Origin of the sequence: Cystobacter fuscus (assembly GCF_044360685.1) — a bacterium.
Taxonomy (GTDB): domain Bacteria; phylum Myxococcota; class Myxococcia; order Myxococcales; family Myxococcaceae; genus Cystobacter; species Cystobacter fuscus_C.
In genome coordinates, this window is record NZ_CP043491.1 from 9,365,654 (window position 1) to 9,379,190 (window position 13,537).

The following is a 13,537-nucleotide window of genomic DNA, read 5'->3' on the forward strand; positions in this document are numbered from 1 at the left end:
GGATACCCTTCTTGAGGTGCCCGGGGGCGTTCTGCTATAGCTGTAAGGGGACCCAACCCGTGCTGAAGCTCATCATCGAAGACGACGAAGGGCGAAAGACCGTAGTTCCCTTCATGCGCGACGAGATCACGATCGGTCGTCAGGAGGGGAACACCATCCGCCTGACCGAACGCAACGTGTCTCGCCGACACGCCCGCCTGTTGCGCCAGAACGGGCACGTGGTGGTGGAAGACCTGGGCAGCTACAATGGTGTGCGCATCAATGGTGAGCGCATCCAGGGGCCCGCCCAGGTCGGGGACGGAGATCTGATCCAGATCGGCGACTACGATCTGGCCGTCCAGCGCGAGGTACCGCAGCCCATCGCGCCCACCATCCGAGTCCCCGCCTCGGCCCTGCAGGCGGCGATCGCCCAGGCCGAAAGCGCCGCCGCCGCTGCTGCTGCCGCCGAGAGCGCGGCCGGCAAGGAGGAGAGCGAGGAGGACTCGGACGACACCAGCGAGGACACGCCCTCCGACGCCATCGGCGAGACCACCACGGTGATGCCCGGCAAGCAGCGCCGCCAGTCCACCGCGGTCATCCGCCTGGATCAGGTGGAGATGAACCGGCCGCGCCGGCTCGAGAACGTGGAGCCCGAGGACGCGCCGCGCCTGATCGTGGTCAGCCCCGAGTTCAAGGGCCAGGAGTTCGTCTGCATCCGCACCGAGATGCGGGTCGGCCGCACCGAGGACAACGACATCGCCATTGACCACCGGTCGCTCTCGCGGCTGCACGCCAAGATCGTCCGCGAGGACACCGGCGAGTGGCGCATCATCGACATGCAGTCGGCCAACGGCATGAGCGTCAACGGGGAGATCTACGCGCAGGCCTCCCTGTCGCACGGCGACATCGTCGAGCTCGGCCATGTGAAGATGCGCTTCGTCGGCCCCGGGGAGAACGCCTCGGGACTGGTGAACGACGCGGCGGCGAAGGGCTCGAAGAAGGGGCTCGTGCTGACGCTGGCCGGTCTCGTCCTGCTGGGCGCGGCCGGAGGCGCCGCCTGGTTCCTCTTCGGTCAGACGCCCTCCAGCCCGGAAGCCCCCGTCGCGGTGGCGCAGCCGCCCCCGGAGGAGACTCCGGCCCCGCCGCCCGACACCGCCCCGCCGCCCGACACCGCCCCGCCGCCCACCGAGCCCGTGGTCAACACGACCCCGCCGCCCACCGCCGCCGCGGCCCCGAGCGAGGAGAAGCTGCAGCCCGTCCAGGACGCCATCACGAAGCACGACTTCAACAGGGCCGTGGCCCTGCTCGAGGCGATTGGCACCACCGGGAAGCGTTCCCCCCGGGCCGAGGAGCTGCTCAAGCAGGCCCGGGCCGAGCAGGAGGCGAAGAAGAACCTGGACCAGGCCCGCAAGGACTTCGAGGCGGGCAAGCTGCAGGACGCCCAGAAGGGCCTCGCGGCCGCCGCGGCCACGGTCGCCTTCGCCAGCGAGCGCACCGAACTCAAGGCGAAGGTCGACACGGCGATCAAGGCGGCCGACAAGCCCACCAACAACACCCGGCCCGCGGCGGGTACGGCGCAGCAGGCGAGCGCGGCGACCGATTCCAAGGCGCTGCTCGAAGAGGGCAAGACCCTGCTGCGTCAACAGAAGTACCAGGACGCGGAGTCCTTGTTCCGCAAGTGCATCTCGGTCGATCCCAGCAACGCGTCGTGCCACATGTGGATGGGCACCACGGTGGCCCGGCTGGGTAACTTCGAGAAGGGCGCTCAGTTCTACCGGGAGTTCCTGCGGCTGGCGCCGAACGATCCCAACGCGGCCAAGGTCAAGAAGCTGATCGACGATTACGAGAAGAGTTTGAAAACAGGGGGCGGTAAGTAGCCCACGGGACGCGTGCCGCGCGCGCCGTCCGAATGGCGCGTCCCTCCCCCCAGGGCCACGCGCCGTCCCCCATACCCGAAGGAGCAGGTTCGTGCAGATCCGTATCCTGGTGGTCGATGATGAGCAGGACAACTGCGACTACCTCAAGCTCGTCCTGATGCGGGAGGGCTACGAAGTCGTCACCACGACGGACCCCACGAAGACGGTGGAGATCCTGCGCAGTGCCGACTTCCACCTCGTCATCCTGGACATGATGATGCCGGTGATGTCGGGCACCGAGGTGCTCGAGCAGATCCGCAAGTACGACACGGACGTCGCCGTCATCGTCGCCACCGCCTACCCCACGGTGGACACGGCGGTGGCCTCGCTGAAGAACCAGGCGAGCGACTACGTGAAGAAGCCCATGGAGCCGGACCAGTTCCTCGGCGCCGTGCGCAACGCGCTCGCCAAGAAGGGCCTGTCCCAGGATCCCGAGGCGGACCTCCACCGCGCCATCGGCCGCACCATCCGCGATGCGCGCAAGACGCAGGATCTCACGCTCAAGCAGCTCGCGCGCCGCACCGGGCTGTCCGTGTCGTTGCTGTCGCAGATCGAGCGCGCCGAGTCCTCCGCCTCCATCTCGTCGCTCTACAAGATCGCCTCCGCCCTGCAACTGCGCATGGGCGAGCTGTTCGGCGACACCTGAGCGCCCGCGAGGCGGGGCTCCCCCGCCTCACTGGCCGCGGAAGCGGGGCGGACGTTTCTCCAGGAACGCCGCCCTGCCCTCGCGGGCATCCTCGCTGGCGAAGGCCCGCGCCCGCACCTCGCGCAGCCGCGACGTCTCCTCCTCGGACAGCGCGGGCCGCGTGAGCAACCGGAAGGCATCCTTCATCCCCGCCACCGCCAACGGCGCCTGGGCGGCGAGCGTCCGGCACAGCTCCAGGGCCCGCGCGTCGGCCTCGTCCCCGGCAAGGCACTCATCCAACAAGCCCCAGGCCAGCGCCTCCCGGGCGTCCAGCCGGCGTCCGGTGAGAAACAGGTGCTTGGCGCGCGCCACCCCCACCAGCCGGACCGCGCGCGTCAGCCCCGCCGGGGAGTAGACGATGCCCAGCCGCGCCGGCGGCATGCTGAAGAGCGCGTCCTCGCCCCCCACGCGGAAGTCACACGCGGCCGCCAGATCGAAGCCCGCGCCAAAGGCCGCCCCGCGCACGAGCGCGACGCTCGGCAGCGGCAGGGCCTCCAGCCGCTCCAGGCACACCATCAACGCGTCATCCGGCAGGCGATCCGCCGACGGCGCCGACAGCAGGTTCAGGTCATAGCCCGAGCAGAAGGCGCCCGCCTCGCCCTGGAGGAGCACGGCGCGCGCCCGGCCCGGAGCCGAGGCCAGCGCCTCGTCCAACCGCGCCACCTGCTCGTCATCGAGCGCGTTGCGCCGAGCCGGGTTGGACAAGGTGAGCACCAGCACCTCGTCCCGCTCCTCCACATGCAAGGCGGACGGCCCCACCCGCTGCGCCCCGCCTACCCGAGCACCACGAGGACATCGCCCTCGTTGACGGGCTGGGACTCCTTGCACCGGATCTCCTTCACCGTCCCGCCTTCCTCCGCCTCCACCGGCATTTCCATCTTCATGGACTCGAGGATGACGAGCGTGTCTCCCGCGGAGACCTGCTGCCCGACCTTGACCTCGATCTTCCACACCGTCCCGGTGATGTGCGCCGCCACGTCCGCCATCGCTGTGCTCCTTCTGGAGTGCTGCGTGTCTTCCACGTGTTGAAAGGCTCCGCCCCGCCGCGGGCTACGGCTTCGCGTGCTGCTCCAGGAAGCGCGTGTTCAGGTCTCCCGCGCGGAAGACCGGGTCGCGCAGGATGCGCAGGTGCAGGGGGATGTTCGTCTTGATGCCCTCGATACGGTAGCCCTCCAGCGCCTGGATGGAGCGCTCGATGGCCTCGGCGCGCGTGGCCCCGGAGACGATGAGCTTGGCGATCATCGGATCGTAGTTCGGCGTGACGGTGTTGCCCTCGACGTAGCCCGAGTCCAGGCGCACGCCCTCGCCCGTGGGCGGCTGGTACACCTTGAGCGGCCCCGGCGAGGGCAGGAACTTCACCGGATCCTCCGCGTAGATGCGGAACTCGAGCGCCGCCCCGCGCCGCTTCACGTCCTCCTGCTTCACCGTGAGCCGCTCGCCCGCCGCGATGCGCAGCTGCCACCCGATGAGATCCAACCCCGTGGTCAGCTCCGTCACCGGGTGCTCCACCTGGAGCCGCGCGTTCATCTCGATGAAGTAGATGTCCCCGTCCGAGTAGAGGAACTCCACCGTGCCGGCATTGGCGTAGCCGAAGGCCCGCGCCGCGGTGAGCGCCGCCGTGAACAGCTTGTCGGCCAGCGCCGCGTTGCGCCCGTCCGCGAACAGCGGCGAGGGCGCCTCCTCCACCACCTTCTGGTGCCGGCGCTGGATGGAGCACTCGCGCTCCAGCCCATGGATGAGGTGGCCGTGATGGTCCCCGAGGATCTGCACCTCGATGTGGCGCGGCGCCGGGAAGTAGCGCTCGATGTAGACACCCTCTCGGCCGAAGGCGGCCTTCGCCCGGTCCGTGCACTGACGGAAGACCTTCTCCAACTCGGCGGGAGAGTTCGCCGCGGCCATGCCGATGCCACCACCACCGCCCGCGGCCTTGCACAGCACCGGGTAGCCGATGCGCTCGGCGGCCCGTTGCGCGGCCTCCACGTCCGGCAGCACGTCCTCGGTCCCGGGCACCACGGGCACGCCCGCGGCGGCCACGAGCTTGCGCGCCTGGCTCTTGTCCTTCATGCGCAGCATCGCCTCGGGCGGAGGACCCACGAAGGTGATGCCGGCGGCCTGGCACGCGCTGGCGAACTCGGCGCTCTCCGACACGAAGCCGTAGCCGGGATGCACCGCGTCCGCTCCCGTGCTCTTCGCCGCCGCGAGCAGCGCCGGGATGTTCAGATAGCTGTCGCGCGCGGGCGCCGGTCCCAGGCGCACCGCCTCGTCCGCCTCGCGCACGAAAGGCAACTCCGCGTCCGCGTCCGAATACACGGCCACGGTGCGAATCCCCATCCCCTTGGCCACCGCGTTGATGCGTCGGGCAATCTCACCCCGATTGGCGATGAGCAGCTTCTTGAACATGGCGGGCGTCCCCCTGCGTGAGGTCGGGCAAGGTAGACCCCGCATTCCGGGCTGACAAGGAGACAACGCACCCGTTGTCGGGAAGTTGCGGGCATGTAGGTAAATGGCGTAGGTTTCTCGCCGTGACGCCAACCACGACAGGAAGAGTGGTGGATCTCCAGGGCGCGCGCCTCGAGCGGCGCTTGGAGATGTACCGGGCCCGGGTGACCGAGCGCCTTCGCACCAACCGCGCCGCCGTCGAGGCGCTCTACGAGGGAGGAACCCTCTTCTCGCCGCAGGGTACGCGCGCGGGCCGGGCCCTGCTCCGGGCACACCAACTGCTGCAACGCGCCCACGGACTGCTGGAGCAGCTCTCCGGCGACGGAGTGGTCCCCGCGCCGCGGCTGCCCGAGCGCATCGACGAGCACTACCGCGAGCTGGACACCCTGCTCGCGCGCAGCGATGCGCTCTCTGGCCGGCACCACCGGGCGGCGAGCGTGGCCCGCCTTCCCGGCCGCTAGCCGCTCACGGCATCTCGGTCTGACCCTGACGGCGCAGGAACGTCGGGATGTCGAACTGATCCTCGTCCAGGGGCAGGGCCGCGTCCTTCACCACCGCGGTGCGGCTGGCCAGCGAGCGGCCCTCGGCCTGGGCCAGCGTGCGCGAGCCGGCCTTCGCGGGCACCAGGCTCGCCACTTCCTCGCGGGCGGAGGAGAGCGTGGCGGGCGCGGGGCGCGTGGTGACGGGCACCTGCACCACCGGCGCCGGCTGGCGCACCTTGGTGTCGCGCGAGACGAAGCCCGTGGCGATGATGGTGATCTTCACCTCGTCCGAGATGTTCTCGTCGATGAGCGAGCCGAAGATGATCTCCGCGTCCGGATCGGCCGCGTCGTGCACCAGCGTGAGCGCCTCGTTGACCTCCTGGAGGGTCATCTCGCGTCCGCCGGTGATGTTGATGAGCAGGCCGGTGGCGCCGTCGATGGAGATGTCCTCGAGCAGCGGGCTGGAGATGGCCTGCTGCATGGCGTTGAGCGCGCGCTTGTCGCCGGTGGCCTGGCCGGTGCCCATGAGCGCCAGACCCTTGTCGCTCATGATGGTCTTCACGTCGGCGAAGTCCACGTTGATGTAGCCGTGGTACTGGATGAGGTCGGAGATGCCCTGCACGGCGTTGAGGAGCACCTCGTCGGCGCGCTTGAAGGTCTCCAGCAGCGGCATGGGCGCGGTGCTCAGCGTGAGCAGGCGCTGGTTGGGGATGGTGATGAGCGTGTCCACCGCGGCCTTGAGCTCCACGAGCCCCTGCTCCGCCTGCTTGCGGCGCTTGTTGCCCTCGAAGAGGAAGGGCTTGGTCACCACGCCCACGGTGAGGCAGCCCAGGCTCTTGGCGATGTCCGCGATGATGGGCGCCGCGCCCGTGCCCGTGCCACCACCCATGCCGGCGGTGACGAACACCATGTCCGCGCCCTCGATCATCGCGGCGATCTGATCGCGCGACTCGAGCGCGGCCTCACGGCCCATCTCCGGGTTGGCGCCCGCGCCCAGGCCCTTCGTCAACGTCTGTCCGAGCTGCAACCGCGTCGGTGCCTTGCTCGCCGCCAGTGCCTGGACATCGGTGTTGGCGGCGATGAAGTCGACACGCTCAAGCTTCGCCATGATCATCGTATTGACCGCGTTGCATCCAGCGCCCCCCACGCCGATGACGCGAATCTTGGCGGCCTGCTTGTTCTGCTCGAACTGGTCCATGAGTTTCCTTCTGTTCGCGCGTGCCCGCGCGCGCACCTGCAAACACCATCTTCAGCAAGTCGCGATCTTTGGCAAGTTCTGAGCTACGAACATGTAGCGCCCCGTCGCATCGCCAAGTCGTCACAGGCACTTACGCGAAAGCCCCCACCAGAGCAGCCGTGCGACGTGGTGGGAGCATCACACCTCTTGACTCGCGCCACGGGCATTCTGGAGCACGCGGCACTGTTCACCATGCACCGCCGTAGTCCATGAACGTGGACTCGCCACGCGCGGCGCGCACGCCCGAACCCTCCATCCGTGAGGCGGATTCCACCGCGGGCCGATTCCGCTGGCCCTTCTACATGAAGGTGGAGGCCATGCGGCAAGAGAACAACCGAGAAGCGCGTCAGCCGCGACAGGAAACCCAACAGAGCGGCGCCAGGGCCGTGGCTTTTCGAGCGCGCGGCCACGAGCTCCAGGGCATAAGGAGCGGTGCACCGCGAGATGCTCCATGAGGTGAATGAGTGCAAGAGGGACTGACTGGCGGGGGGGAGATGCGGGCGCGCATCCGCGCCTTCGATTGGACCCGGACCCCGCTCGGTCCTCCCGAGCTCTGGCCCCAGAGCCTGAAGACGGCGGTGAGCATCTGCCTGGACTCGCGCTTTCCCATGATCGTCCGCTGGGGCGAGGAGCTCATCGCGCTCTACAACGACGCCTATATCCCCATCCTCGGGCGCAAGCACCCCGGGGCGCTCGGCAGTCCCGGGCTGTCGCGGGCGTTGTGGGGGGATCCGGAGACGCGCACCATCATCGAGCCCATGTTGCGCGGCGTGCTCGCCCGGGGCGAGGCCACCTGGTCCAACGATCAGCTCATCATCTTCCAGCGCAACGGCTTCGCCGAGGAGGCCTACCTCACCTTCTCCTATAGCCCCATCCGCGTGGAGTCCGGCGCGGTGGGCGGCGTCTTCACCGCCGTGAGCGAGACGACCCAGAAGGTGCTGGGCGAGCGGCGCCTGAGCGTGCTGCGCGAGCTGTCGGCACGCACGTCCGCGGAGACCACCCTCCCCGGCACCTACGCGGCGGCCCTGTCCGTCCTCGGCTCCGCTTCACACGACGTGCCCTTCTGCCTGCTGTACATGCTCGACACGGCGGGGACGACGGCCACCCTCGCGGGACTGGGCGGCACCGTGCCCAACGAGGCGGCACCCAGGCACCTCGCGGTGCACGCGCTCGAGGCCCCCTGGCCCCTGACACGCGCCTGGAGCGGCGCCGAGGAGGTGGAACTCGCGCGGCTGGGACCCTGGGCCAGAGCCCTCCCCGGAGGCCCCTGGCCCGAGCCGGCGCGCCAGGCCCTGCTGCTGCCCATCCGCCCCTCCGGCGAGAAGAACCCCTCGGGCTTCCTCGTCGCCGGCACCAGCCCCCGGCTGCCGCTGGACGACAACTACCGCGGCTTCCTCGCCCAGGTGGCCGGCCACATCTCCCACGCCATCGCCCGGGTGCACGCCTACGAGGAAGAGCGCCGGCGCGCCGAGGCCCTCGCCGAGCTGGACCGCGCGAAGACCGTCTTCTTCAGCAACGTGAGCCACGAGTTCCGCACGCCCCTCACGCTCATGCTGGGCCCCCTGGAGGAGCTGCGCTCGGGAGTCCTCGGGTCCTTGACGCCCTCCCAGCACGCGCGGCTCGACACGCTCCACCGCAACGCCCTGCGGCTGCTCAAGCTCGTCAACTCCCTGCTGGACTTCTCCCGCCTCGAGGCCGGGCGCGTCCAGGCCCGCTTCGCTCCCACGGACCTCTCCGGACTCACGCGGGGCCTCGCGAGCGCCTTCCTCTCCGCCACCGAGCAGGCCGGCCTCTCGCTGACGATCGACTGTCCCCCGCTGCCCGAGCCCCTCTACGTGGACCGGGACTCGTGGGAGAAGATCGTCCTCAACCTGCTCTCCAATGCCTTCAAGTTCACCTTCGAGGGCGGCATCACCGTGAGGCTGCTGCCCGGCGACGGCCGGGCCGTGCTCGAGGTGGAGGACACGGGCACGGGCATCCCCGCCGAGGCCCTGCCCCACCTCTTCGAGCGCTTCTACCGGGTGGAAGGGGCACGCAGCCGCACCCAGGAGGGCAGTGGAATCGGGCTCGCGCTGGTGCAGGAGCTGGTGAAGCTGCACGGCGGCACCCTCTCCGTGGCGAGCACCCTGGGCCAGGGCACGCGCTTCACGGTGATACTCCCCACCGGCCACGCGCACCTGCCCGCCGAGCGTCTCGGAGAAGCCCCGGCGCCTCGCGCGAGTGACGCCAGCGCCGCGCCCTTCGTGGACGAGGCCCTGCGCGGGCTGCCCCGCCCGCAGACGCCTCCCTCCGAGGCCACGGAGGGCCAGGGCCGTATCCTGCTGGTCGACGACACCCCGGACATGCGCGAGTACGTGTCCGGGTTGCTGCTCGGCGCGGGTCACTCCGTGGAGAGCGTCTCCGATGGACTCCAGGCGCTCGAGGCCGTGCGGGAGCGGCGCCCGGAGCTGATCCTCACCGACGCGATGATGCCCGGGCTCGATGGCTTCGGCCTGCTGCGAGAGCTGCGCGCGAGCGAGCGCACCCGCACGCTGCCCGTCATCCTGCTCTCCGCGCGCGCGGGCGAGGAGTCACGCGTGGAGGGCCTCAGCCAGGGCGCGGACGACTACCTGGTGAAGCCCTTCAGCGCGCGCGAGCTGCTCACACGCGTGCGCACGCAACTGGAGCTGTCACGGCTGCGGGCAACATTGAAGAGCGAGAAGTTCCGCTCGTTCGTCCTCAACGTCCCCGGCGCCGTGTACGAGTGCCAGCCCGAGCCCCCCTGGCGCTTCAGCTTCATGAGCGAGCCGGTGCGCGCCCTCACGGGCCATTCCGCCTCCGAGTTCCTCGCGGGACTGACCTGGTCGCCCCTCATCCACCCCGAGGATCTCTCCTCCGTGGAGACGCGCATCGCCCAGGCCGTGGAGCAACACGAGCCCTACGAGTTGGAGTACCGCGTGCGCCACGCGGAAGGCACCACGCGCTGGGTCTCGGAGGTCGGGCGGGCCGTCTACGACGAGGCCGGCCAGGCGTACTGTCTCGAGGGCATCATCTTCGACATCACCGAGCGCAAGGCCGCCGAGGAGGCCCTCCAGCACTACCAGCGGCAGTTGACCCGCACCCTCGCGGAGAACACCACGTCGGCCCTGTACATGACGGATGGCGAGGGCCGCTGCACCTATATGAACCCCGCGGCCGAGCGGATGACGGGCCACCTCTTCGCCGAGATCCAGGGCCAGCGGCTCCATGACCTCCTCCATCCCTCCCAGCCCGGGGCGGCGGTCTGCACCGGCGCGTGTACCCTCGAGCGGTTGCTCACCGGACCGGGAACCCGGGGCGGCGTGCACGAGGATCTGTTCGTGCGCACGTCGGGTACCGCCCTGCCCGTGGCCCTGGCGGCGAGCCCCCTGCTGCGCGAGGGCCAGCGCGTGGGCACCGTGCTCGAGGCGCGGGATCTGACCGAGCAGAAGCGGGCCGAGGCGGCACTGCAGGAGGCCCAGCGCCGCAAGGACGAGTTCCTGGCGATGCTCGCCCACGAGCTGCGCAACCCCATGGCCCCCATCCACGCCGCGCTCAAGCTGCTCGCGGCCCGCGCCGCCCTCGACGACAAGGGCCGCCACGCCATCGAGATCATCGAGCGGCAGACGACGAACCTCGCGCGGCTGGTGGACGACCTGCTCGACGTGTCGCGCATCACCCGGGGACACATCGAGCTGCGCAAGACGCTCGTGGAGCTGCCCACCATCATCGAGAGCGCCCTGCAATCCGCGCAGCCCCTGCTCGACGAGCGGCGCCACGAGGTGAGCGTCACCCTGCCCCGCAAGCCCCTGCGCACCTTCGGGGATGCCATCCGGCTCGAGCAGATCGTCGTCAACCTGCTCACCAACGCCGCCAAGTACACCGAGCCCGGGGGCACCCTGCGCGTGGGCCTGGAGCGCGCGGGCACCGACGCGGAAATCCGCGTGAAGGACACCGGCATCGGCATCTCCCCGGAGATGCTCGACCGCGTGTTCAACCTCTTCGAACAGGCGGAGCGCCCCCTGGATCGCTCCCAGGGAGGCCTGGGCATCGGGCTCACGATGGTGAAGAACCTCGTCGAGATGCACGGCGGCACCATCGAGGCCAGGAGCGAAGGACTCGGCCAGGGCAGCGAGTTCATCGTCCGGTTCCCGCTCGCCGACGAGCCCACCGCGCCACGGCCCTCACCGGACACGCGCGTGGAACCCCCGCCCTCGAGTGCCCGGCGCATCCTCGTGGTGGACGACAACCTGGATGCCGCCGACACGCTCGCCGAGCTGCTGCAAACCTGGGAGCACACCGTCTGGCAGGCCCACGACGGGCTCGCGGCGCTCCAGGCCGTGGAGGAGCATCGCCCAGACATCGTCCTGCTCGACATCGGACTGCCGGGAATGGACGGCTACGAGGTGGCACGCCGGCTGCGCGCGGGGCCGCTCGGCCAGCAACTCACCCTCGTGGCGCTCACCGGCTATGGCCAGGCGAGCGATCGCCACCGCGCGTTGGAGGCGGGGTTCGATCAGCACTTCGTCAAACCCGTGGACATCGACGGGCTGCAGAAGTTCATCGAACAGCAGCCGGCCCGCGGCGCGCGGTAGGCGGGCGGGCTGCTAGAAGATGTCCTCGAGCCACTCGCGCATGCGGCCCTTGACCTTCTTGTAGACGTTCTCGTCGCGGATGCGGAACATCTTCCGGTCCAGGTGCCGGGCGCCATAGACGACCAGGCCCACGCCGGTGGCGTACATGGGGCTCTTCACCACGTCCACCAGTCCGCCGATGCCGCGCGGCATGCCCCGGCGCACCGGCAGTCCGATGACCTCCTCGGCCAGTTCCGGCATGCCCGCCAGCAGCGTGGAGCCACCCGTAATCACCACGCCCGAGGCGAGCAGATCCTCGTAGCCGCACTTCTGGATCTCCCGGTGCACGAGCTGGAAGATCTCCTCCACGCGCGGCTCGAGAATCTCGCAGAGGATCTGCCGGCCGAGCACGCGCGGCTGACGGCCGCCCACGCTGGGCACCTCGATGGTCTCGTCCTTGTCCACGAGCGAGGCCAGGGCGCAGCCGAACTTCTGCTTGATGCGCTCGGCCTCGTGGGCCGGGGTGCGCAGGCCGATGGCGATGTCGCTCGTCAGGTTGTTGCCGCCCAGGGCGATGACGGCGGTGTGCACGATGGAGCCGCCGGAGAAGATGGCGATGTCGGTGGTGCCGCCGCCGATGTCGACGAGGCACACGCCCAGCTCCTTCTCGTCCTCGCCCAGCACCGCCTCGGCCGAGGCGAGCGGCTGCAGGACGATGTCCGCCACGTTGAGGCCCGTGCGGTTGGCGCACTTGACGATGTTCTGCGCGCTGGACACGGCGCCGGTGACGATGTGCACCTTGGCCTCCAGCCGCACGCCCGCCATGCCCAGGGGCTCCTTGATGCCGCCCTGGTCATCGATGATGAACTCCTGGGGCAGCACGTGGATGACCTCGCGGTCGAGCGGAATGGCCACGGCCTTGGCGGCGTCGATGACGCGCGCGATGTCCGCCTCGCGCACCTCCTTGTCCTTCACCGCGACGATGCCCTGCGAGTTGAAGCCCTTGATGTGGCCACCGGCGATGCCCGTGTACACATGGGAGATCTCCGCTCCGGCCATCAACTCGGCCTCCTCCACCGCGCGGCGGATGGAGGACACGGTCGCCTCGATGTTGACCACCACGCCCTTGCGCAGACCCTTCGACGGGTGCGTGCCGATACCGATGATGTCGATCCCGCTGTCGGTCAGCTCCCCGACGATCGCGCAGATCTTCGTCGTGCCGATATCGAGGCCGACGATGATCTCCCCGGACTTCTGCTTCGCCATGACTGCCCTCCAGGCCCCCCCACTCTCGTGAAGGGGGGCGCGTGCCCCTACTGCGCCGACGTCCCGTTCCTCTCGGAGACGGGACTCGAAATCTTGACCGCCACCCAGCCGGGCCGCGCCCGGTTGTCCAGGTGGATGACCTCCGCGGACAGCCCCTTGCCCTTGAGCCCCTCGCGCACCCGCGCGAGCCGCTGGAGCTTCTCCTCCGTCGCCCCCTCCCCCATCCGCACCTGCGTCCCATCCGACAACACCAACACCAGCCCGTCCTCCGTGACGCGCACCTCGCTCAGGCGCTCGCTCTTCTCGGTACGCGCGGACGTATACGCCGCCACCATGGCCAGGGCCTCGAGCAGGTTCTCGTGCGCCTTCGCCTCGTCGGCGAGGTAGGCCTCCCGGTCCACCCCGGTGACGAGCGGCAGATCCAACCCGTCCTCGGGCTGCAGCCGCTTGAAGGGCTTGCCTTCCTCGTTGAGCAGGTACAGATCGTTGAGCACCACCAGCGCCGCGGGCACGTGCTCGGTGACGTCCACGGACACGCTGGCGGGGAAGTGGCGCCGCACCTGCACGTCGCGCACCCAGGGGTGGGTGGCCATGGCGCGCTCGAGCGCTTCCACGTCCAGGCGCCACAGGTTCTGCCCCACCGTGAGCCCGGACAGCTTGAGCAGCTCGCCCGGGTGCGCCCGGTGCAACCCGCTGAAGGACGTCTCCTTGAGCAGGAAGAAGGGCGAGGTGAGCGCCCAGCGCCGCAGCTCGATGCCGCCCCAGACCAGGGCGCATGTCAGACCGGTGAGGACAATGGCCTTGAGCAGCCCGGGCCCATGCGTGCGCACGGCTCCCGCCATGGCCGCCTTCTTCTGGGCGACGTCCTGGTGACGCCGGTTCTTGCTCTTGCCAAATGCCATGATTGCGCCGGCGCATGCTGCGCGCGGTTGGATCTCCACGCCAGTTTTTGGCTACAGACA

10 protein-coding genes are annotated in these 13,537 nt (G+C 69.7%); 4 read left to right on the forward strand and 6 right to left on the reverse strand.

Annotated features, from left to right (window positions below; genetic code table 11):
- Window positions 1-113 precede the first annotated feature (113 nt).
- Both F0U63_RS38305 and F0U63_RS38310 read left to right on the forward strand, forming a co-directional pair.
- Window positions 114-1,856: an FHA domain-containing protein gene (locus F0U63_RS38305; RefSeq protein ID WP_395838072.1), complete on the forward strand. Its 1,743-nt coding sequence runs from the start codon at window positions 114-116 to the stop codon at window positions 1,854-1,856.
- A gap of 91 nt (window positions 1,857-1,947) precedes the next feature.
- Window positions 1,948-2,541, forward strand: a complete 594-nt coding sequence (locus F0U63_RS38310) for a response regulator (RefSeq protein ID WP_071904721.1) — start codon at window positions 1,948-1,950, stop codon at window positions 2,539-2,541.
- Between the two features lie 27 nt (window positions 2,542-2,568).
- Here F0U63_RS38310 and F0U63_RS38315 read toward each other — a convergent pair whose 3' ends face one another.
- Genes F0U63_RS38315 through F0U63_RS38325 form a run of 3 tightly spaced genes read right to left on the reverse strand, consistent with a single transcriptional unit; the run spans window position 2,569 to window position 4,980 of the window.
- The gene (locus F0U63_RS38315) at window positions 2,569-3,339 is read right to left on the reverse strand and encodes an enoyl-CoA hydratase/isomerase family protein (protein ID WP_395838074.1); all 771 of its coding nucleotides are present in this window, start codon (window positions 3,337-3,339) and stop codon (window positions 2,569-2,571) included.
- A gap of 14 nt (window positions 3,340-3,353) precedes the next feature.
- Window positions 3,354-3,602 carry a biotin/lipoyl-binding carrier protein gene (locus F0U63_RS38320; RefSeq protein ID WP_395838076.1) on the reverse strand — a complete coding sequence of 83 codons (249 nt, stop codon included), beginning with the start codon at window positions 3,600-3,602 and terminating at the stop codon, window positions 3,354-3,356.
- Between the two features lie 28 nt (window positions 3,603-3,630).
- A complete protein-coding gene (locus tag F0U63_RS38325; RefSeq protein ID WP_395838078.1) occupies window positions 3,631-4,980 on the reverse strand; it encodes an acetyl/propionyl/methylcrotonyl-CoA carboxylase subunit alpha in 1,350 nt (449 codons plus the stop codon).
- Window positions 4,981-5,129: 149 nt separating this feature from the next.
- On the opposite strand from F0U63_RS38325, the gene F0U63_RS38330 reads away from it, so the two are divergent.
- Window positions 5,130-5,480 carry a hypothetical protein gene (locus F0U63_RS38330; RefSeq protein ID WP_002626937.1) on the forward strand — a complete coding sequence of 117 codons (351 nt, stop codon included), beginning with the start codon at window positions 5,130-5,132 and terminating at the stop codon, window positions 5,478-5,480.
- Window positions 5,481-5,484: 4 nt separating this feature from the next.
- Here the strand turns inward: F0U63_RS38330 and ftsZ are convergent, their stop codons facing one another.
- Window positions 5,485-6,699, reverse strand: coding sequence for a cell division protein FtsZ (ftsZ, locus tag F0U63_RS38335; protein WP_395838080.1), 1,215 nt, complete (start codon window positions 6,697-6,699; stop codon window positions 5,485-5,487).
- A 503-nt stretch (window positions 6,700-7,202) separates the two neighbouring features.
- Here ftsZ and F0U63_RS38340 point away from each other — a divergent pair.
- The gene (locus tag F0U63_RS38340; RefSeq protein WP_395838082.1) at window positions 7,203-11,330 is read left to right on the forward strand and encodes an ATP-binding protein; all 4,128 of its coding nucleotides are present in this window, start codon (window positions 7,203-7,205) and stop codon (window positions 11,328-11,330) included.
- A 12-nt stretch (window positions 11,331-11,342) separates the two neighbouring features.
- Here the strand turns inward: F0U63_RS38340 and ftsA are convergent, their stop codons facing one another.
- Window positions 11,343-12,575, reverse strand: a complete 1,233-nt coding sequence (gene ftsA / locus F0U63_RS38345) for a cell division protein FtsA (RefSeq protein WP_071904728.1) — start codon at window positions 12,573-12,575, stop codon at window positions 11,343-11,345.
- Between the two features lie 47 nt (window positions 12,576-12,622).
- The gene (locus tag F0U63_RS38350; RefSeq protein WP_395838084.1) at window positions 12,623-13,477 is read right to left on the reverse strand and encodes a cell division protein FtsQ/DivIB; all 855 of its coding nucleotides are present in this window, start codon (window positions 13,475-13,477) and stop codon (window positions 12,623-12,625) included.
- Window positions 13,478-13,537: the final 60 nt, after the last annotated feature.